19 protein-coding genes are annotated in these 20145 nt (G+C 71.9%); 11 read left to right on the forward strand and 8 right to left on the reverse strand.

The window, feature by feature from the left end:
* Positions 1-5: 5 nt before the first annotated feature.
* Both uvrB and BLT97_RS27440 read right to left on the reverse strand, forming a co-directional pair.
* Positions 6-2177 (reverse strand): excinuclease ABC subunit UvrB, encoded by a 2172-nt coding sequence (gene uvrB, locus BLT97_RS27435; RefSeq protein WP_093614804.1) that lies wholly within the window; start codon positions 2175-2177, stop codon positions 6-8.
* 141 nt (positions 2178-2318) lie between these two features.
* Complete coding sequence (locus tag BLT97_RS27440) at positions 2319-3158, reverse strand: MHYT domain-containing protein (RefSeq protein WP_093614805.1); 840 nt, start codon at positions 3156-3158, stop codon at positions 2319-2321.
* 327 nt (positions 3159-3485) lie between these two features.
* Between BLT97_RS27440 and BLT97_RS27445 the strand changes: the two genes are divergently transcribed.
* From BLT97_RS27445 to BLT97_RS27455, 3 genes are all read left to right on the forward strand, one after another.
* A complete protein-coding gene (locus BLT97_RS27445; protein ID WP_093614806.1) occupies positions 3486-4379 on the forward strand; it encodes a glycerophosphodiester phosphodiesterase in 894 nt (297 codons plus the stop codon).
* A 122-nt stretch (positions 4380-4501) separates the two neighbouring features.
* On the forward strand, positions 4502-5107 hold the full coding sequence (locus BLT97_RS27450) for a methylated-DNA--[protein]-cysteine S-methyltransferase (RefSeq protein WP_093614881.1): 606 nt from the start codon (positions 4502-4504) through the stop codon (positions 5105-5107).
* A 109-nt stretch (positions 5108-5216) separates the two neighbouring features.
* Positions 5217-6509 (forward strand): MFS transporter, encoded by a 1293-nt coding sequence (locus tag BLT97_RS27455; protein ID WP_093614807.1) that lies wholly within the window; start codon positions 5217-5219, stop codon positions 6507-6509.
* A 45-nt stretch (positions 6510-6554) separates the two neighbouring features.
* Here BLT97_RS27455 and BLT97_RS27460 read toward each other — a convergent pair whose 3' ends face one another.
* Positions 6555-6956: a cupin domain-containing protein gene (locus BLT97_RS27460; protein ID WP_093614809.1), complete on the reverse strand. Its 402-nt coding sequence runs from the start codon at positions 6954-6956 to the stop codon at positions 6555-6557.
* Between the two features lie 252 nt (positions 6957-7208).
* Here BLT97_RS27460 and fdhA point away from each other — a divergent pair, with 252 nt between their 5' ends.
* The 3 genes from fdhA (at position 7209) to BLT97_RS27475 (ending at position 10717) form a co-directional block, all read left to right on the forward strand.
* Positions 7209-8444, forward strand: a complete 1236-nt coding sequence (gene fdhA, locus BLT97_RS27465; protein WP_093614811.1) for a formaldehyde dehydrogenase, glutathione-independent — start codon at positions 7209-7211, stop codon at positions 8442-8444.
* Positions 8445-8687: 243 nt separating this feature from the next.
* Complete coding sequence (locus BLT97_RS27470; protein WP_176953906.1) at positions 8688-9593, forward strand: pseudouridine-5'-phosphate glycosidase; 906 nt, start codon at positions 8688-8690, stop codon at positions 9591-9593.
* 179 nt (positions 9594-9772) lie between these two features.
* Entirely contained in the window at positions 9773-10717 is a 945-nt protein-coding gene (locus BLT97_RS27475) for a carbohydrate kinase family protein (RefSeq protein ID WP_093614885.1), read from the forward strand.
* Between the two features lie 145 nt (positions 10718-10862).
* Here BLT97_RS27475 and BLT97_RS27480 read toward each other — a convergent pair whose 3' ends face one another.
* Positions 10863-11657, reverse strand: a complete 795-nt coding sequence (locus BLT97_RS27480) for a methyltransferase domain-containing protein (RefSeq protein ID WP_093614887.1) — start codon at positions 11655-11657, stop codon at positions 10863-10865.
* Between the two features lie 442 nt (positions 11658-12099).
* Between BLT97_RS27480 and BLT97_RS27485 the strand changes: the two genes are divergently transcribed.
* Positions 12100-12501 carry a hypothetical protein gene (locus BLT97_RS27485; protein ID WP_093614813.1) on the forward strand — a complete coding sequence of 134 codons (402 nt, stop codon included), beginning with the start codon at positions 12100-12102 and terminating at the stop codon, positions 12499-12501.
* Positions 12502-12541: 40 nt separating this feature from the next.
* On the opposite strand, the gene BLT97_RS27490 is transcribed toward BLT97_RS27485, so the two are convergent.
* Both BLT97_RS27490 and BLT97_RS27495 read right to left on the reverse strand, forming a co-directional pair.
* Positions 12542-12961, reverse strand: coding sequence for a CBS domain-containing protein (locus BLT97_RS27490; RefSeq protein ID WP_093614815.1), 420 nt, complete (start codon positions 12959-12961; stop codon positions 12542-12544).
* 123 nt (positions 12962-13084) lie between these two features.
* Positions 13085-13717: a nucleoside/nucleotide kinase family protein gene (locus BLT97_RS27495; RefSeq protein ID WP_093614889.1), complete on the reverse strand. Its 633-nt coding sequence runs from the start codon at positions 13715-13717 to the stop codon at positions 13085-13087.
* Between the two features lie 189 nt (positions 13718-13906).
* On the opposite strand from BLT97_RS27495, the gene BLT97_RS27500 reads away from it, so the two are divergent.
* Both BLT97_RS27500 and BLT97_RS27505 read left to right on the forward strand, forming a co-directional pair.
* Positions 13907-14389 (forward strand): anthrone oxygenase family protein, encoded by a 483-nt coding sequence (locus BLT97_RS27500; protein ID WP_093614817.1) that lies wholly within the window; start codon positions 13907-13909, stop codon positions 14387-14389.
* Positions 14390-14415: 26 nt separating this feature from the next.
* Positions 14416-15237, forward strand: a complete 822-nt coding sequence (locus BLT97_RS27505; RefSeq protein ID WP_093614819.1) for a DUF2293 domain-containing protein — start codon at positions 14416-14418, stop codon at positions 15235-15237.
* 88 nt (positions 15238-15325) lie between these two features.
* Here BLT97_RS27505 and BLT97_RS27510 read toward each other — a convergent pair whose 3' ends face one another.
* Entirely contained in the window at positions 15326-16288 is a 963-nt protein-coding gene (locus BLT97_RS27510; RefSeq protein ID WP_093614821.1) for a D-2-hydroxyacid dehydrogenase family protein, read from the reverse strand.
* A gap of 233 nt (positions 16289-16521) precedes the next feature.
* Here BLT97_RS27510 and BLT97_RS27515 point away from each other — a divergent pair, with 233 nt between their 5' ends.
* The gene (locus BLT97_RS27515; protein WP_093614823.1) at positions 16522-18009 is read left to right on the forward strand and encodes a glutamate synthase subunit beta; all 1488 of its coding nucleotides are present in this window, start codon (positions 16522-16524) and stop codon (positions 18007-18009) included.
* A gap of 270 nt (positions 18010-18279) precedes the next feature.
* Positions 18280-19296 (forward strand): SGNH/GDSL hydrolase family protein, encoded by a 1017-nt coding sequence (locus tag BLT97_RS27520; RefSeq protein WP_143041393.1) that lies wholly within the window; start codon positions 18280-18282, stop codon positions 19294-19296.
* Between the two features lie 19 nt (positions 19297-19315).
* Here BLT97_RS27520 and BLT97_RS27525 read toward each other — a convergent pair whose 3' ends face one another.
* Positions 19316-20137 (reverse strand): SAM-dependent methyltransferase, encoded by an 822-nt coding sequence (locus tag BLT97_RS27525; RefSeq protein ID WP_093614827.1) that lies wholly within the window; start codon positions 20135-20137, stop codon positions 19316-19318.
* Positions 20138-20145: the final 8 nt, after the last annotated feature.

Genomic DNA, 20145 nt, shown 5'->3' on the forward strand with positions numbered 1-20145 from the left:
GCCGGTCAGGCCAGCCCGGCCTCCCGCATCTGGCGCAGCTCCTTCTTCATCTCCGAGACCTCGTCGCGCAGCCGGGCCGCGATCTCGAACTGCAGGTCGGCGGCGGCCGCGCGCATGCGCTCGGTCATCTCCTCGATCTGCTCGGCCAGTTCGGCGGCGGGGCGGTCCGTGGGTGTGGCCGGCTCGGTCTTGCGCCCCTTGCCCCGCGCGGGCTTGGCGGAGGTCTCCTTGCCCGCGGAGTCCTTGGTACGCAGCGAAGGCACCGGAGCCTTGGCGCCCTTGCCGTCCTTCTGGCCCTTGCGGTAGCCGGTGCCGAGCAGCTGCTCGGTGTCCACCTCTTCGCGCGCGATGGTGGCGACGATGTCGTTGATCTTCTTGCGGAGCGGCTGCGGGTCGATCCCGTGCTCCGTGTTGTACGCGATCTGCTTGGCTCGGCGGCGGTTGGTCTCGTCGATGGCCTTCTCCATCGCCGGCGTGATCTTGTCCGCGTACATATGGACCTGACCCGAGACATTGCGCGCCGCGCGGCCGATGGTCTGGATCAGCGAGGTGCCGGAGCGCAGGAAGCCCTCCTTGTCCGCGTCGAGGATCGCGACCAGCGACACCTCGGGCAGGTCGAGGCCCTCCCGCAGCAGGTTGATGCCGACCAGGACGTCGTACTCACCGGCGCGCAGCTCGCGCAGGAGCTCGACGCGGCGCAGGGTGTCGACGTCGCTGTGCAGATAGCGGACCTGGATGCCCAGTTCGAGGAAGTAGTCCGTGAGGTCCTCGGCCATCTTCTTCGTGAGCGTGGTGACCAGGACGCGCTCGTCCCTCTCGGTGCGCTGCCTGATCTCGTGCACCAGGTCGTCGATCTGGCCCTCGGTGGGCTTGACCACGACCTCCGGGTCGACGAGGCCGGTGGGACGGATGATCTGCTCCACGAAGCCGTCGCCGCGCGAGAGTTCGTACTGTCCCGGGGTCGCCGACAGGTACACCGTCTGCCCGATCCGCTGCTGGAACTCCTCCCACTTCAGCGGGCGGTTGTCCAGCGCGGACGGCAGCCGGAAGCCGTGGTCGACGAGGGTGCGCTTGCGCGAGGCGTCGCCCTCGTACATCGCGCCGATCTGCGGCACCGTGACGTGCGACTCGTCGAGGACGAGCAGGAAGTCGTCCGGGAAGTAGTCGAGCAGGGTGTGCGGCGGGGTGCCGGGCGAGCGTCCGTCGAAGTGCATCGAGTAGTTCTCGACGCCGGAGCAGGAGCCGATCTGGCGGAGCATCTCCAGGTCGTACGTGGTGCGCATGCGCAGCCGCTGGGCCTCGAGCATCTTGCCCTGCTTCTCCAGCTCGGCGAGGCGCTCCCCCAGCTCCTTCTCGATGTCATTGGCAGCGCGCTCCAGGCGCTCCGGGCCGGCCACATAGTGCGTGGCCGGGAAGACGTGCAGCTCCTGGTCGTCGCTGATGATCTCGCCGGTGATCGGGTGCAGCGTGGACAGCGCCTCGATCTCGTCGCCGAACATCTCGATCCGCACGGCCAGTTCCTCGTAGACCGGGAAGATCTCGATGGTGTCGCCGCGCACGCGGAAGGTGCCGCGGGTGAACGCCAGATCATTGCGCGTGTACTGGATGTCGACGAAGCGGCGCAGGAGCTGGTCGCGGTCGATCTCCTCGCCGACCTTGAGGTGGACCATGCGGTCCACGTACTCCTGCGGCGTACCGAGACCGTAGATACAGGAGACCGAGGCGACCACGACCACGTCGCGGCGGGTCAGCAGCGAGTTGGTCGCGGAGTGGCGCAGGCGCTCCACCTCCTCGTTGATCGAGGAGTCCTTCTCGATGTAGGTGTCCGACTGCGGGACGTAGGCCTCGGGCTGGTAGTAGTCGTAGTACGAGACGAAGTACTCGACCGCATTGTTGGGCAGGAGCTCGCGGAACTCGTTCGCCAGCTGGGCCGCGAGCGTCTTGTTCGGCGCCATGACCAGGGTCGGGCGCTGGAGCTTCTCGATCATCCAGGCCGTCGTCGCCGACTTTCCGGTGCCGGTCGCGCCGAGCAGGACGACATCCTTCTCGCCCGCGCGAATGCGGCGGTCCAGCTCGGCGATGGCCGCCGGCTGGTCACCGCTGGGCTGGTACGGGCTGACGACCTCGAAGGGCCGCTCGCTGCGCTGGATGTTCTGGATGGTGGTCTCGGGCCGCATGCAACCACCGTACGACCCCCCACTGACAACGGGGCCGGATCGCCGCGACGGGCGGTCCGGCCCCGGTCCTGGGGTCGTGAGGGCGGAGGGCGGCGCCTGCCGGTGCGGAAGGTGGTGCTCACCGGCTCCGGAGGCGGCGCCTCACCAGTCCTGGCGGTACTGCGGGCTCCTGCGGGCGGGGGTCACGCTGCGCGGCGGGGCGGCCGGGACACCGTTGCTGCGGGCCCTCGCGGCGTCCCGCCAGTCCTCCTTGCCCATGATCATCAGCGGGTCGAACATGACGACCACACCGGCCAGGAGCAGGAAGGCCAGCGGGCCGACCATCATGGGGGCGAGCAGCTCGGCCGGCGAGTCACCCGCGACGGAGCCGGTCGAACCGTGCAGGTGGACGCTGAGCGCCGCCATGCCGGTGTAGTGCATACCGCTCACCGCGAGCCCCATGACGAGGCTGGCGCCGAGGCTCCACAGGAACCCGCGCACTTGCGCGGCGGCCCAGAGCGCGGCCGTCGCGGCCACGACCGCGATGACGACGGAGCTGGCCACGGTCAGGGTGTCGTACTGGAGGGTGCCGCGCAGCCGCATGGCCGCCATGCCGAGGTAGTGCATGGACGCGACGCCCAGGCCGGTGATTGTGCCCCCGGTGAACAGGGCCATGAACGTGGGCCCGCGGTAGCCCACGATGAAGACGCCGATGCCGACCATCACGATCGCGACGCCGAGGCTCGCGAAGGTCAGCGACGGGTCGTAACTGACGGGCGCCTCCTTGACGGTGAAGCCCATCATCGCGATGAAGTGCATGGTCCAGATGCCCGAGCCGATGGCGGCGGCGCCGAGCGCAAGCCAGCCGGGGCGCCAGGAATTCCCCACCACCAGGGAGCGCGCGGTGCAGCGCAGCCCCAGCGCACCGCCCACACACGCCATCACGTACGCGGCGATAGGGGTGACCAACCCGTAACTGAAACCGTCGACGGTGCCCTGCATGCTGGGATGACCCTTCCGCCCCTTGTGATAGCCCCGGGGGCGCCCCCGCGGCCCCACTGCACGGCCGGACATATGGCCGGTGCTGAGCAGAGATTAAAGCGCCAAGCGGAACGTACGAACGATTCTCCGGCAAAAAATCACCGGCTTCGCCGAAGGCGGACACCTCGTGTGCCGAGTTGGTGGAAGTTGCATGTTCCGTCTTGGCGGAAGTTGCGTGTTCCGTCCTGAGTGATTCCGTTCAACTTGTGGCCATCCTGCACCTGTCCTTTGTTGCGCCACGACTGCCACGCTCGGTCGGTATTCGATCGCACGACGTGAGGAGTCCTGGTGCATGCACGCACTGCCGCAGCCGCCGTCGCCGCCTTCATCGGTGCCGGAGCGCTCGCCCTGCCCATCGCCCCCGCACAGGCCGACTCCCCTGATACCGCGAGCGCCGCAAGGAACGACACCCCGGTGATCGTGGCCCACCGCGGAGCCTCGGCGTACGCCCCCGAGAACACCCTCGCCGCCATCGACAAGGCCCGTGAACTGGGCTTCACCTGGGTCGAGAACGACGTCCAGCGCACCAAGGACGGCGAGCTCGTGATCATGCACGACGACAACCTGGCGCGCACCACCGACGTGGAGCAGGTCTTCCCGGACCGCGCGCCCTGGAAGGTGAAGGACTTCACCGCGGCGGAGATCGCCAAGCTGGACGCGGGCAGCTGGTTCGACGCCAAGTTCAAGGGCGCACGCGTGCCCACGCTCACCCAGTACATGAACCGCGTCGAGCACAACGACCAGCGGCTCGTCCTGGAGATCAAGAAGCCGGAGCTCTACCCCGGGATCGAGCGCGACACCCTGCGCGTCCTGCGCGAGACCGGCTGGCTGGACCGCGGTCACGTCAGGAACAAGCTGGTGATCCAGAGCTTCAGCGCGGACTCCGTGAAGTCCGTGCACGCCCAGCGGCCGGACATCAAGACCGGGTTCCTGGGCACGCCGGCCGCCGCCGATCTGCCCGCGTACGCGAAGTTCGCGGACCAGATCAACTCCAACCACGGGACGATCACGGCTGATTACGTTTCGGCCATCCAGGCGCTGCGCGGTCCGCACGGCCGCCCGCTGGAGATCTACACCTGGACGATCGACGACGCGGCGAACGCGCGGCGCGCGGCCGGGTTCGGCGTCGACGGGATCATCACGAACCGTCCGGACGTCGTACGGAGCGCTGTGCGCGATTGATGCGGGGCTCGGTCGTAGCCGGTTGATGCAGACGTCGGTCCTCCCCGGTTGATGCCGACGTCGGTCGTACGTGGCCGCCCGGCGGCGTTGTCAGTGGCCCGCCGTACCGTGGAAGCGTGGAGATCCAAGCGCGGAACGCGCCGGAAACGCAGGAAACGGGCGGCGGGCAGGCCGCGGTCGAGTGGGCCGTGGTCGACAGTGCCATCGGGCCGCTGCTGCTCGCCGCGACCGCGGACGGGCTGGTCAATGTCGTGTTCCACGCCGACGGCCCTGTGCGCGACAAGGCCGTCGCCGGTCTGGCGGCGCGCTTCGGGGGTTCGGTCGCGCAGGCGCCCGACGCGGGTTCGGTAGCGCCGTCGCCCGACGCGGGCCGTCTCGCCGAGCCGATACGTCAGCTGCGCGCGTACTTCGCAGGGGAGTTGCGCGCCTTCACGCTCGATCTGGACTGGTCGCTGATCACCGGCTTCAACCGCCAAGTGCTGCGCGAGCTGCACGCGGGCGTGCCGTACGGGGCGGTGGTCGGGTACGGGGATCTGGCCCGCCGGGTCGGGCAGCCGGGCGCCGCGCAGGCGGTGGGCATGGCGATGGGGGCCAACCCGCTGCCCGTGGTGGTGCCCTGTCACCGGGTCGTGGAGAGCGACGGAGGCATCGGCGGGTTCGGCGGCGGCCTCGAGACGAAGCGGAAGCTGCTGGCGCTGGAGGGTGTCCTGCCGGAGCCGCTGTTCTGAGCGCGTCGCAAAGGCTGTCGCCACCCGCCTCCGGCCGGCCGTTCCCGCACGCTGCCGAGGCACTCCCCCACCCTGCCCGGACGCCCGCGCCTCCTGGCACACTGCGCCGGTGACCACCACCGATCCGTCCCGGATATCCGTCGCAGTCGACGAGCTTCCCGCGCTGCGGCGGCGGACCAACGCCGTCCTGATCGCCAGCCAGATCCTCGGCGGGCTCGGGGTCGCCACCGGGATCGCGCTGGCCGCCGTGCTCGCGCAGGAGGTCAGCGGTACCGAGGCGCTGTCCGGGCTCGCCCCGACGGCGACCGTGGCGGGCACCGCGATCCTGTCGATGCCGCTGGCCGCCCTGATGACACGGCGCGGGCGGCGGCCGGGGCTCGTTCTGGCGTACGCGATCGGTGCGTTGGGCGCGGGGGTCGTGGTGCTCGCGGCGGCGATCGGGAACTTTCCGCTGCTGCTCGTCGGCATGGCCGGATTCGGCGCCGCCTCCTCGGCCAATCTCCAGGCCCGGTTCGCCGCGGCCGACCTGGCCGAGCCGCAGCACCGGGCGCGGGCGATCTCCAACGTCGTGTGGGCTACGACCATCGGAGCCGTGCTCGGGCCCAACATCGCGGCACCGGCGGGCCGTAGCGTCGCGGGGCTCGGGATACCCGAGGCCTCGGGGCCGTTCCTGTGGGCGGCGGGGGTGTTCGTGATCTCGGCCGTGCTCGTCTCCGTACTGCTGCGGCCCGATCCGCTGCTCGCGGCCCGCGCGCTCGATCCCGAGGCCGAGGGCTCGCCGCAGAGCCGTTCGCTGCGGGCCGGACTGGCCGCCGTGGCGGCCTCGCCGCGAGCCCGGCTCGCGCTGGCCACGGTCGCGGTCTCGCACACCGCGATGGTCTCGATCATGTCGATGACCCCGGTGGACCTCGGTCACCACGGCGCGGACATCGATCTGATCGGCCTGGTGATCAGCGGTCACATCGCCGGCATGTACGCGTTCTCGCCGGTGATGGGCCGGCTCTCGGACCGGCTCGGCCGGCTCTCCGTCATCTCCCTCTCGGTCTCGCTCCTGGCCGTCGCCGCCCTGCTCGCCGGCACCGCCGGACCGAACCACACCCAGACGGCCGTCGGCCTCTTCGTCCTCGGCCTCGGCTGGTCGGCCGGACTGGTCGCGGGCTCCGCCCTGCTCACCGACTCGGTGCCGCAGCCCGCACGGGCCGCGGCCCAGGGCCTGTCCGACCTGACGATGAACACGGCGGCGGGCGTCGGCGGAGCGGCGGCCGGCCTGATCGTCGCGCAGGCGAGCTACGGCTGGCTCAACCTCGTCGCCGCCGGGCTGCTCCTCCCGCTGGCCGCGCTCGCGGTGTTCACGCCGCGGCCTGCGCGCCGAGCCGAGGACGCGCGGGCCACGGAGGACTGAGCCGGCCCGCCGTGGCCGGCCCGCCGCGGCTCCGGCGCAGTGGCCTCAGAGGCTGATGTGGTACGCCTTGCGCAGCGTCTCGTGCACCGTCCACGTCGTACGGTCCCCTTCGCGCAGCACCGCCGCCACGCCCGGCCCGAGTTCGAGGACGTCGCCGCCCTCGACCTCCACGGTCGCCCGTCCGCTCACCACCACGAACAGCTCGTTCGCCTCCGTGTCGGTGACCACGCCCGGCGTGATCTGCCAGATGCCGCGCAGCTGCTTGCCGTCCGCGGACTCCCACAGCACCTTGCCGGTGACCTCGGGCGTGCCCGACACGATCTGGGCGGGGTCGAGCGGTTCGGGCTCCAGCTCCACGTCCGGGATGTGCACGGCGAAGGAAGCGGGGGCAGCGGAGGCGTCGGCGGCCACACTGGCCGCGGCGGCGGAATCAAGATCAGTCGTCATGGCCGGTCACTCTAGAGTCCCGGTCCGGCCGTCCCCACGGCGCCCCGTCCTCAACCTCCGGCCGACCTCAGCCGGTTACCCGCCCGCACCCTCCGGCCGACCGAACCCGGTTACCCGCCCGCACCCTCTGGCCGACCGCCCGCACCGGTAGCAGACTCCGCCTTGCGCACAGGCCAGGGAAGCCCCGGGCGTGCCTCGTCCGCGGACTTCCGAGCATCCGCTGCACAGTGCCGAAGGGACGGCGAGGCAGTCATGAGCGCAACCACGGGCAACAAGGCAGTCGCGTATCTCAAGCCGGGAGCGGTGGAAGTCCGCACCATCGACTACCCGACGCTGGAGCTCCAGGACGGACCGGGGGTGGCGCGCGAGAACATCGGCCGCAGGTGCCGGCACGGCGTCATCCTCAAGGTCCTCGCCACCAACATCTGCGGCAGCGACCAGCACATGGTCCGCGGCCGTACCACCGCGCCCGAGGGGCTGGTGCTCGGGCACGAGATCACCGGAGAGGTCATCGAGCGCGGCCCCGACGTCGAGACCCTCCAGGACGGCGACATCGTCTCGGTGCCGTTCAACATCGCCTGCGGCCGCTGCCGCAACTGCAAGGAGCGCAAGACCGGCATCTGTCTCAACGTCAACCCGGCACGCCCCGGAGCGGCTTATGGCTATGTCGACATGGGCGGCTGGGTCGGCGGCCAGGCCGAGTACGTCATGGTCCCGTACGCGGACTTCAACCTCCTGAAGTTCCCCGACCGCGACCAGGCGCGCGAGAAGCTGCTCGACCTGACCATGCTCTCGGACATCTTCCCGACCGGCTTCCACGGTGCGGTGACCGCGGGGACGAAGGTCGGTTCGACGGTGTACGTCGCCGGGGCCGGGCCCGTGGGGCTCGCGGCGGCGGCCTCCGCGCAGCTGCTCGGCGCGGCCGTCGTGATCGTCGGCGACCTCAACGCCGAACGGCTCGCCCAGGCAAGGAGTTTCGGCTGCGAGACGGTCGACCTCACGCGCGGCGAGGTGGGCGAGCAGATCGCCCAGATCCTCGGCGAACCCGAGGTGGACGCCGCGGTCGACGCGGTCGGCTTCGAGGCGCGGGCGCACGGCCCCGACGCACCCGAGGCGCCGGCCACCGTGCTCAACTCCCTGATGGGCATGGTCCGTGCGGGCGGTGCGCTCGGGATCCCCGGTCTGTACGTGACCGACGACCCGGGCGGCATCGACGAGGACGCGCGCAGCGGCACGCTCAAGGTGCGGCTCGGTCTCGGCTGGGCGAAGAGCCACCGGTTCACCACCGGTCAGTGCCCCGTGATGAAGTACCACCACGGGCTGATGCGGGCGATCCTGCACGAGAAGGTGCACATCGCGAAGGCGGTCAACGCCACCGTGATCGGGATCGAGGACGCCCCGCGCGGCTACGCCGAGTTCGACCAGGGCGCCAGCCGCAAGTACGTACTGAATCCGCACGGGGCGCTGGACGGCGTACGCCCCGTCTGACCCCTGCCCCGACGGCCGCGTGTGCCCGCGTACCGGACAGGTGCGCGGGCACTCGCATGCCGACGGCGCGGTGCCGTCGCCGGACCTGCCCTTCGGGGCTGCGGTGCGGGGCCGTCGCGTGAGGGGCGGTTCGACGCCGTGGGTGAGAGGCGTTGGGCGCCGTCGCGCGAAGGGCGGTTTGGCGCTTCGCCCGGCCCGCCAAGGATGAAGGGGACACGACGGGAGTACCCGATGAGGGGAGACATGCGCGTGCTGGTGGTTTCCGCCGAGGTGAGGGATGCGATCGCGGGGCGGCGCCCGGTCGTCGCCCTCGAGTCCACGATCATCGCGCACGGGCTGCCCCGTCCGCGCAATCTCGAAGTCGCCCTGGAATTCGAGCAGTCGGTACGCGAGGAGGGCGCCGTTCCGGCCACGATCGCCGTCGTGGACGGGCAGGCGCGGATCGGTCTGGACAAGCAGCAGCTGGAGCGGATCGCCACCGGTGAGGGCGTATGCAAACTCGGGCAGCGCGACCTGCCGCTCGCCCTGGCGACCGGGGCGACCGGCGCGACCACCGTGTCCGGCACGGCCTTTCTCGCCGCGCGCGCCGGCATCCGCATCTTCGCCACGGGCGGGCTCGGCGGCGTGCACCGGCAGTGGACCGCCACCCAGGACGAGTCGGCCGACCTCGGCCTCCTCGCCCGCACCCGGATCGCAGTCGTATGCGCCGGCGTGAAGTCCATCCTGGACGTACCGGCGACACTGCAACGCCTGGAGACGCTGGGTATCGCCGTCGCGGGCTACCGCACGGAACGTTTCCCCGGCTTCTACGTGGCCGATTCGGGGCAACCCGTGGGCTGGTCCCTGCACTCCCCCGCCGATGTCGCCGCCGTGCTGCACGCGCAGGACGAACTGGGCGGCCCCGACGCCGCGTTGATCGTCGCGAACCCGGTCCCGGTCGCCGACCAGCTCGACCCCGCTCTCCACGCGCAGGTGCTCGACGAAGCGCTGCGGGCGTGCGACGAGGAGGGCGTGACGGGCCAGGCCGTCACCCCCTTCCTCCTCGACTTCCTGGTCCGGCGCACCAAGGGGGCCTCCCTGCGCGCCAATCTGGCGGCGGTACGGGGCAACGTGCGGCTCGCGGCGCGGATCGCGTCGGCGTGGGCGTGAAGGCGGAGGCTTCTCCGGGCGCACATCAGGGGGTGATGGCGGGCGCGGAAGCGGTCGGGACGGCGGGCGCGGAGCCGGCCGGGAAGGCAGACGCGGAACCGGCCGGGAAAGCGGGCACAGAGCAGGTCGGGATAGCAGCCGCGGAATCGGCCCGGAAGGCGGGCGCGGACCCGGCCGGGATGGCACACGCGGAACCGGCCCGGCAGGCAGGCACGGACCCCGTTGCGAAGACGCCAGCCGGCGCGCTGCTCGTCCTCGGCGATGTCGTGACCGACGTGGTGGCGCGCCACCGCACAGCCCTCCAGACCGGCACCGACACCGCGGCGGACATCCGCCTCGCCCCGGGCGGCGCGGGGGCCAATGTGGCCTGCTGGGCCGCCGCTTGGGGCTGCGCGGACGTCCGGCTCGCGGGACGGGTCGGCGCGGACGCCGTGCAGTGGCACCGCCAACAACTGGCCGCCGCAGGGGTACGGGCGCATCTCATCGTCGACGAGGAGGCCCCGACGGGCACGGTGATCTGCCTGGTCGACGGGGCCTCGGGGGCGGAACGGTCGTTTCTCACGGACAGCGGTGCGGTCCTGCGGCTGCGACCCGACGACCTCACCTCCGCACTGTTCGACGGGATCGCCCATCTCCATGTCTCGGGCTACCTCTTCTTCGGACCCGTGAGCCGGACCGCGGCGGTTGCCGCGCTGCGGAGGGCGCGGACGCGCGGTGTGACCGTGAGCGTGGATCCGGCGTCGGCGGGCTTCCTGAAGGAGACGGGGACCGAGCGGTTCCTGGACGCGACGGCGGGCGTGGACGTCCTGCTGCCCAGCCGCGACGAAGCCCTGCTCCTGAGCGGACTCCCGGAACTCACGTCTGCGGCAGCACAGTTGAGCAGGCGCTATCCCCTGGTCGTGGCCAAGCAGGGCGCACAGGGCGCGGTGGTGTGCCGGGCGGGTGCGGTGCTCGGTGCCGTGCCCGCGGCCGAGGCGTCGGTGGTGGACACGACCGGGGCGGGCGACGCGTTCACCGGCGCCTTCCTCGCGGCGCGGCTGTCCGGCGCGGACCCGCTGGAGGCGGCTGCCGAGGGGTGCCGCGCCGGAGCGCTGGCCGTCGGGCGGGTGGGCGGACGGCCGTGACGCGCGCGCCGGGTGCGGTGTGTACGGGGAACGGTGCGCACAGGGAGTTGTGCGTACAGGGAGCAGTGCCGACGAGCGGCGGGCAAGGGCGCCCGGGCGCGGGGCGGGCCCCCACGCCCGGCAGGCCCGAAGCACCCGGACTGCCTCAGCCCTTACGCCCCCACGCCGAGATCATCGGCGAAGTCGCCAGGTCCATGGAGCCGCCCTCGACATTGGCCAGATGCCGTTCGATCTCGGCGTCGGTGGCGTATCCGGCCGCCACCAGCCTCTCGCGCACCTGCCGCACCGTAGCGAGTTCGAGCGCGGTGCAGGCCGGTGAGGACACCGGGAAGTAGGCGTCCGCCTCGACCTGCGCGAGTCCTGCCTCGCGCAGCAGCCGGGGCAGCCTGCGGCCGTACGTGAGGTCGGCGCCGCGTTCGGCGAGCAGCGCGCGGAAGCCGTGCCGCAGCCGGTTCGCCAACTGCTGGTCGGGGCCGTGCTCGTCGGGGCAGATCAGGGGCTGCAGCGCCGGGTCCGCGTCCTCGACGAGCAGCCTGCCGCCCGGGCGCAGCGCCCGGATCATGGCACGCAACGCACGCTCACGGTCCGGCACATGGACCAGGACGAGGCGGGCGTGCACCAGGTCGAATCCTTCGCCCGGCGGCTCCTCGGCGCCCACGTCGTGCCGGACCACCTCGACGGGCGGGCGCGCGGCCCCGGCCGCCCAGGAGGTGTCGATGTCGGTGGCGAGCACCCGGCCGGTGGGACCGACCTTCTTGGCCAGCCAGGCGATCACGGAGGTTCCGCCGGCGCCGACTTCCCACACGCGCCAGCCAGGGCCGACGCCCAGCCGTTCGAAGTGCCGGAAGGTGGAGGGGTCGAAGAGCGCGGCGAGCGCATCGAAGCGCTGGCCGGCCTCGGCCTGGCGGTTGTCGAGGAGGTAGCCGTCGGTTCGCGTCATGCGGCCGATCATCCCAGTTGTGCCGTTCTGGGGGTGTTCATGCACGAGCTGTGGACAGGCGTGTTCGTCCGCGGCCGGCTCCGGCGTGTGCATCTCGGGAAAGCCGCCGCCGGAAAGTCTCCGGCAAGTGGAACCTCGATGGGCCGAGCGGTGTACCCGATACATGAACGAGATTCGCGAGCATCGCCCTTCACGCCGCGGCCGGCCCGATCCTTCACGCCGCGGCCGGCCCGATCTCCGGCGTGACTCACTCATGTGGGCCCTGGTCGCGCTGCTGTGCGCCCTGGTGGCGTCCGGCTGCTCCGACTCCTCCGGCCCCTCCGGCCCCTCATCGCCTTCGCCGTCAGCGTCGCCGTCAGCGAAGGGCGGTACGGCCGGGAGTGAGGGAAAGAAGGCCGTGGCCCGGACGATCGAGGGCGGTTGCGGCGATACGGAGATACGGATGGGGGCACCACCGGACTGGAATGCACGGCCCGCCGGCTTCTCGGGCGGGACCGCCGACATGCCCTACGTCGTCGGGGACCGCGACCAGATCATGGGCTTCCTGTGGGAGCACCCCATGACACCGAAGGCCGCCGCCCTGAAGAACGGGGGCGACGGCAACAAGGTGCTCTGGTTCGTACGCTCCGCACGCGAGGGCAAGCCGCTGACGATACGGGCAAACCCGCACGGTGCGCAGCGACCGGTGCTCGACCTGTCCTTCCCGGCGAACTCCGGGCCGGGCGAGATATACCCCTCGGACATAGGCGTACCTCGTCCCGGCTGCTGGACGTTCGAGCTGTCCTGGGGAGCTCACCGGGACGAGGTGGACCTCAACTTCATCGCAGAGAAGGGGACTTCCTGAAGCGGCACCGACAGGCGGGCCGCCGGGGCGCAGGCCTGCCTCAGCTCTTGGCGTAGACGCTCTCCGCCCAGGAGGCGATCTGCTCCTCCGACAGGTGCTGGGCGAGGTCCGCCTCGCTGATCATGCCGACGAGGCGCTTGTTGTCGATCACGGGCAGTCGGCGGATCTGGTGGTCCTTCATCTCGGCGAGGACCTCGGACACGTCGGCGGTGGCCTCGACCCAGCGCGGGGTGCCCTTGGCCATGTCGCCGGCGGTGACCTTCGAGGGGTCGTGCCCCATGGCGACACAGCCCACGACGATGTCACGGTCCGTGAGGATGCCGCAGAGGCGTTCGTTCTCGTCACTGATCGGCAGGGCGCCGACGTTGAGGGTGCGCATGAGCTGCGCGGCCCGGTCCAGGGTTTCGTGGGCGGGGATCCACTGGGCCCCGGGGTGCATGATGTCTCCGGCGGTGGTCATGGGATACCTCCCGTTTTCCGGCCGACCGGCGCGGCACGGGCGGCGCCGCTGGAACCGGCGGGACTCATTCTCGTCCCGCACCCGGAGGCCCGCACCTGCGGAGCGATCCGCGGTCACCGTGCGTCACCCGTTCCAGGCAGGGTGGCGGGGGTCGTCGGCGCGGATGAGGAGGTCCGCCGTCTCCCCGGGCGTCACCTCCTGCTCGTAGCGCTCGAACGCCGGCAGGGTCCACTGCTGGTCCTCGGGGGTGCGGCGGCGCAGCGAGCCAGGGCCGAGGCGGATGTGGACGGACAGATCGAAGGGGAACCAGCGGCCGAGCAGCAGCGGGCCATGCAGCAACAGCACGCCACCGGAAGGGAGTTCGACGGGAGCGCTGCGGGTGGCCCGGTCGGTGACCGGGTCCCAGAGATCGGGCAGCACCCGCCCGGAGCCGCCGGGCTCCAGCGGGCCGAAGACCTCACGCCACAGGGCGCCGGTGTCGAACCAGCCCTCCGCATAGGAATCGGGGTCCTGATGACCATGCTCATAACGCAGTGACGCCGGGCGCAGAAAGCCCTCGGCGGCGACCACCAGCGGGGTGCGGCCGCGCACGCGCAGCTCCTGCGCGAGGCCCTCGGCCAGCTCGCCGGTGCCCGCCGCCGGTGCCCCGTCCAGGCCGATGCGCAGCCGCTCGCCGCCGTCCTGCGCCTTCAGGGCCAGGACGCGGTCGGCGAGCGCGGCGGTCAGGCGGTCCCAGGAGATCGGTTGGAGTTGCACGCAGGCCATGATGCCGGGCGGCGAGACGCTCGCGTATGCGGGTGCGCGCCTGGTCGATGGTCCGGGCGCCGGGCCTGGATTTCACTTGTGGTGGCACCGGTGGACGTGCAGGATCTGGCGCGGTCCCCGCCCGACGGCGGCCGTTCCCGGCCGGTGCGTCCAACACCCTTCCCTCTTCCAGGAGTTGCCATGATCGACGGAACGCTTTTCGCGCTGACTTTGGTGACGGCGCTCGGCTGCGGCCTGATAGCCGGGGTGTTCTTCGCCTTCTCCACGTCGGTGATGAGGACGTTGGGAGCGCTGCCCTGGAAGCAGGGGCTGACCGCGATGCAGAAGCTCAACGTGCTGATCATCAACCCGGTGTTCCTGGGGGTCTTCGTGGGTACGGCGCTGCTGAGTGCCGTGGTCGCCGTGATGACCTTCGTGAGCTGGCCGGACGAGGGGGCGTGGGAGCTGCTGATCGGTTGTCTGCTGTATCTGGCCGGGTGCTTCGGCGTGACGATGGTGGCGAACGTGCCGCGCAACGACGCCCTGGACAAGCTCGACCCGGAGGCACCGGAGAGCGCCGAGCAGTGGAAGACCTACGTCAGGGAGTGGACGGCCTGGAACCACGTCCGCGGGGGCGCGGCGCTCGCGGCCTGCGCGGCGCTGGTGCTGGCGCTCGCCGCCTGAGCAGAAGGGCAGAAGGGGGTGGGCGGATGGCGCGTGCGCGGTCGGGTGCGCGGGGAACGGGGGTCGGTGCGCCGGGAACGGGGGTCGGTGCGCCGGGAGAGAGGTCAGGTGGGCCGGGAGCGGGGTCGGGTGGGTCGGGTGGGCCGGAGGCCGGCGTCCGGCGGCGGACTCCCCTGACGGGTGGCGGTCCGGTGGCCGTGGAGCCGCGGGGGCGCCGGCATTGCGCGGAGTGCCGGACCGGTCCGCTCGCATTGCTCGTCATGGCGGACGGTGCACCGCACTGCCTGGACTGCGCGGACCTCGGGCATCTGGTGTATCTGCCGCGCGGCGACACCGCGCTCACCAGGCGGGCGCGCGAGGGCAGTTCGCTGTCCGTGGTCGTGGTGCGGCGCAACGCCAGGCGCAGGCGGTACGAGCGTCAGGGCGTCCTCGTCGAGGAGGCCGCGCTCGCCCTGGCCGAGCAGCGCTGCCTCGCCGACGCCGAAGCGCGGGCCCGCCGCCGGGCGCGGGACGCGGTGCGCCGGGCGGAGCAGGATGTGCGGTTCACTGCGGCGTTCGCCGAGGAGCTGAGGCGGCTGTTCCCGGGATGTCCCGAGGACCGAGCGCGTGCGGTCGCCGAGCACGCCTCGGTGCGGGGCAGCGGGCGGGTCGGCCGCAGCGCGGCGGGCCGGGCGCTGGATCCGGGGGCGGTCACGGCCGCGTTGCGGGCGGCGGTGCGTCATGTCGACACCGAGTACGACGCGTTGCTGATGTCGGGCGTCCCACGCGCGGAGGCGCGGCGCCGGGTGTCGCCGACGGTGGAGGTCCGCCTCGACTCCTGGCGCCGTACGCAGGACACGGCACCCTGACCGCGAACGACCCACCAGGCCCGGCCCTTGCGCTCCCAGCCTTCCGCCCCCGCCCCCTTCGGCTGCTCAGCCCAGAACCCGTACCGGCTCAGCCCAGAACCCGTACCGGCTCCCCGCGCAGGAATCCTTCGATGTCCTCGACGGCTCCCGTGAAGTACCCCTCGTAATTGCGCCGTGTGACGTAGCCGAGGTGGGGCAGTCCGAGGAAGTTGGGGGCGGTGCGCAGCGGGTGGGCGGCCGGCAGGGGTTCGGTGTCGAAGACATCGGATCCCGCACCCGCGATCCAGCCTTCGTGCAGCGCCTGTACGAGGGCCTCCTGGTCGACGATCGCCGCGCGCGAGGTGTTGACCAGGAAGGCCGTGGGCCGCATCCGCTTCAGCTCGTCCACGCCCACAAGGCCGCGGGTCCGCTCGCTCAACTGGACGTGCACCGACACGAAATCGCTGCTCTCCAGGAGTTCCTCCAGCGAGCCCGCCCGGGTGACGCCCACCTCGTCCGTCCGCTGCACCGTGAGGTTCTGGCTCCAGGCCGCCACGTCCATCCCGAAGGCCTGGCCCACCCGCGCCACCTTGGCGCCGATCTTCCCGAGTCCGATCAGTCCGAGCCGTCGCCCGTGCAGATCCGCGCCGAGCGTCGACTGCCACGGGCCGCCGGTCCGCAGTGCGTCCGCCTCCACCACGACGGAACGGGCGAGTCCGAGCAGCAGGGCCCAGGTCAGCTCGGCCGGCGGCTCGGAGTTGCTGGGCGTGCCGCAGACCGTGACGCCGTGGCGGGCCGCGGCCGCCAGGTCGATCGAGGCGTTGCGCATCCCGGAGGTGATCAGCAGGCGCAGCGCGGGCAGCCGCTCGAAGAGCCCGGCGGGGAACGGCGTGCGCTCGCGCATCGCCACCACGATCTCGCAGTCCCCGATCTCCGCGGCCACCGCGTCGGGCCCGTCCAGATGGCTCCGTACGAACCGCACGTCCACCCGGTCGGCCAGGCGCGACCAGTCGGCGAGCGATTCCGCCACACCCTGGTAGTCGTCGAGCACCGCACATCGCACCCTGGTCATGGCCACCCCTGTCCGTTCCGCTTCGGTCTGCCCCGACACCGTACAAACGCGGGTGCGCGGCCGGGCCCGAGACCCCCGTGCCGTGGATGGTGCCGAGGCCGATGACCCGACGTATCGTGACGAAAGAAGCGCTCCGGACCCACCGCCAGGCGCCGCAGGACGAGAGAACGACAGACGTCAGGGCGCCTCAAGACCACGCAACACACTGCAGGACGCCGCAAGGGAGACCGGCCATGGGCGATCCCAAGGGCTTTCTCACCGCCGGACGCGAGGACTGGCCGCGCCGCCCCGTGGCGGAGCGGGTGCGGGACTGGCAGGAGGTGTACGTCCCGGGCGCGCTGCTCCCGATCATCTCCCGACAGGCCGACCGCTGCATGGACTGCGGGGTGCCGTTCTGCCATCAGGCCTGCCCCCTCGGCAATCTGATCCCCGAGTGGAACGACCTGGTGGCCCGCGCGGACTGGTGGACGGCCGCGGACCGGTTGCACGCGACGAACAACTTCCCGGAGTTCACGGGACGGTTGTGCCCCGCGCCCTGCGAGGCCGGGTGTGTGCTCGCGATCAACCAGCCCGCCGTGACCATCAAGAACGTCGAGGTCGCGATCGCGGACCGGATCTGGGCCGAGGGCTGGGCAGTTCCGCAGCCGCCGGACCGCCTGTCCGGCAAGACCGTGGCGGTGGTCGGCTCGGGCCCCACGGGCCTCGCGGCCGCCCAGCAGTTGACGCGCGCGGGCCATACGGTCGTCGTGTACGAGAAGGACGACCGGATCGGCGGCCTGCTGCGGTACGGCATCCCCGAGTTCAAGATGGGGAAGGTCCATCTGGAGCGGCGGCTCGGCCAGATGGAGGCAGAGGGCACGAGGTTCCGCACGTCGGTGACCGTGGGCCGCGACCTGACGGCGGAGGAGCTGCGCCGGCGCTACGACGCGGTCCTCGTCGCGACCGGGGCCACCGCCTGGCGTGAACTCCCGCTGCCGGGGCGCGAGTTGCAGGGCATCCACCAGGCCATGGAATATCTGCCGCTGGCCAACAAGGTGTGCGAGGGCGATCTGCCCGCCAACCCGCTCACCGCCGAGGGCCGGCACGTGGTCATCATCGGCGGCGGCGACACCGGAGCGGACTGTCTGGGCACGGCGGTGCGCGAGGGCGCGGCCTCCGTCACGCAGCTGGACATCTACCCGCAGCCCTCCCCCGAGCGCGACGAGACGGCCGACCCCTGGCCCGTCTACCCCAAGGTCTACCGGCTCTCGGCCGCCCACGAGGAGGCCCGCGACCTGGAGACCGCGCCCCTCGCGGACGCCGACGCGCGCCTGTTCAGGGCCTCGACCCTGCGCTTCACGGGCGATGAACAGGGCCGTGTACGGGAGCTGCACCTCGTCGAGGTCGACACGGAACGCCGGCCGCAGCGGGGCAGCGAGCGCGTCCTGCCGGCGGACCTGGTGCTGCTGGCGCTGGGCTTCTCCGGTCCGGACCGTTCGGACGGGCTCGTCGAGGGCCTCGGCCTGGAACTGGACGGGCGCGGAGTGCTCGCCCGGGACGCCGGGTTCGCGACCAGGGTGCCGGGGGTGTTCGCGGCGGGCGACGCGGCACGGGGACAGTCGCTGATCGTGTGGGCGATCGCAGAGGGCCGCGCGGCCGCGGCGGCGATCGACCGGCACCTCACCGGCGGCACGACCCTGCCGTCCCCGATCCGCCCGACGGACCGCCCCCTGACCGCCTAGCCGACCGGCACGCACCGCTGACCACCCGGCCAACCGGCACACACCTAAGCCCCAGCGATACGGCACACCCCCGAGCGCCCAGCCAACCGACACCCACCCGAGCCCCCAGCCATACGGCACGCACGCGAACGCACCGCCTAGTCATCCAGCTCCCAAAAGCCCGCATCCGCCCCACCCGTACCGGGCGCAAACTGCTGCGCCCCGCCTCTGGACCTCTGCCGCGGGACCCGCCACCGTGGGGCCTCCGCTCTCGCAGCCACAGGGGGTCCCATGAGCGGCAAACGCACTACGAGTTGGGCCGTCGCCGCCACGGTGCTCGGGCTGCTCGCCGTCGCCGTGCTCGGCTGGCGGCTGCTCGTCGCCTCGGACCCGTCGGGGGCCGCCGCGACGCCCGCGGCGCCTGCCGCCCGTACGCCGGAAGGGAAAGCCGTGCCCGGGGACGGAGGTGCGCCCGGCGAGACACCCAGCGGCAGCACGGCCGACGCCTCCACCGGCGGCGACCCCGGAACCGATCAGGCCGAGCAGCCCGCACCCCAGGGCGACCCCGTCCCCGCCCTCTACCTCGGCGACTCCATCGCCATGGAGAACCAGATCGTCCTCGCCGGACTGCTCGAGAAGACGGCCACGCTCCGCAACGCCCCGTACTCGGGCACCACGGTCTGTGACTATCTGGAGCGGGGCAAGGACCGTTCCCTGGTCCCGCCGCAGCACAAGGCGGCCGCGCTGGTGCGCGAGGTGCGGCCGGAGGTCGTGGTGCTGCAGTTCTGGGGCAACGCCTGGGGCTACACCCCTTGCATGGGCAGCATCGTGCAGGGCTCCGAGCCCTACTACGAGCGGTACGTGGCCGACGTCCGCGCCCTGACCGCCGAGATCGAGCGGGCGGCGGCCGAGGCGGGCATCGCGCGGCCGCGGCTCGTGTGGGTGCTGCAAGGGCCCGATCCGATGGCACCGGACCGGATCCGCCGCGTGAACGGCATCTACGAGAAGCAGGCGCGGGCGGCCGGCGACCTGACCGCCGACGCGGGGGCCGCCGTGAGCCGGCCCGGCGACCGCTACACGCACGTGGAGCGGCTGCCGTGCACGGCGTACGAACGCGCGCACCCGGAGTACTGCACGGACGGTACGAGCACGCGTCTGCACCGGTCCGACGACTATCTGCACTTCTGTCTGGCGCCGACGACGAAGACGCCGAAACCGTGCGCCAAGCGGTCGCCGGGGGTGCTGCGCTACAGCCGCGCGATCGCCGATGCGGTCACGGGGCATGTGCGCAGCACCCGAGGCACCTGACGCGGAGCGTCCGGGTTGCTTACGGCTTGCGCGCGACCGCGGCGTATCCCGGGATCGGCTCGTCGCCGGCGACCGGCACCGGCTCGCCGAGCTCCGGGTGCCACTCGGCGGTCAGCGAGACGCCGGGCTCGACGAACTCCAGACCGTGGAAGAAGCGCGTGAAGGCCTCGCGCGAGCGCAGCGCGAGGACGAGGCCACGCGCCTTGTACAGCTCCAGGGCCTCGTCCGCGCCGCCGGGGTTGAAGTCGCCGGTGGTCTGCGACAGGACGACGTAGCTGCCGGGCGCGAGCCGTTCCACGAGCGTGTCCACCAGCTCGTACGCGCCGTCCTCGTCGGAGACGAAGTGCAGCAGCGCCAGCAGCGAGAGCGCGACGGGCTTGTCGAAGTCCAGGAACTTCGCGGCGTGTTCGAGGATCACCTCGGGGTTGCGGGCGTCGGCCTGGATGTACTCGGTGAGGCCCTCGGGCGTGGAGCGCAGCAGGGCCTCGGCGTGGGCGAGCACGATCGGGTCGTTGTCGCAGTAGACCACGCGGGACTCGGGCGCGACCTGCTGTGCGATCTGGTGCAGGTTGGGCTCGGTCGGGATGCCGGTGCCGATGTCGAGGTACTGGTGTATCCCGCGCGCGGCCAGCCAGCGGATCACGCGCTGCATGAAGGCGCGGTTGACCCGGGCGAACTCCCGGGCGCGCGGGTCGATCGTGAGCAGCTGCTCGGCCATCTGCTCGTCGACCGGGTAGTTGTCCTTGCCGCCCAGGAACCAGTCGTACATGCGGGCCGGGTGCGGCTTGCTGGTGTCGATCTGCACAGCGGCCCGCTGGTCCGCCGCCTCTTGCCCGCTCATAAGACGCT

The sequence above is a fragment of the Streptomyces indicus genome (genome assembly GCF_900100315.1).
Lineage (GTDB): Bacteria > Actinomycetota > Actinomycetes > Streptomycetales > Streptomycetaceae > Streptomyces > Streptomyces indicus.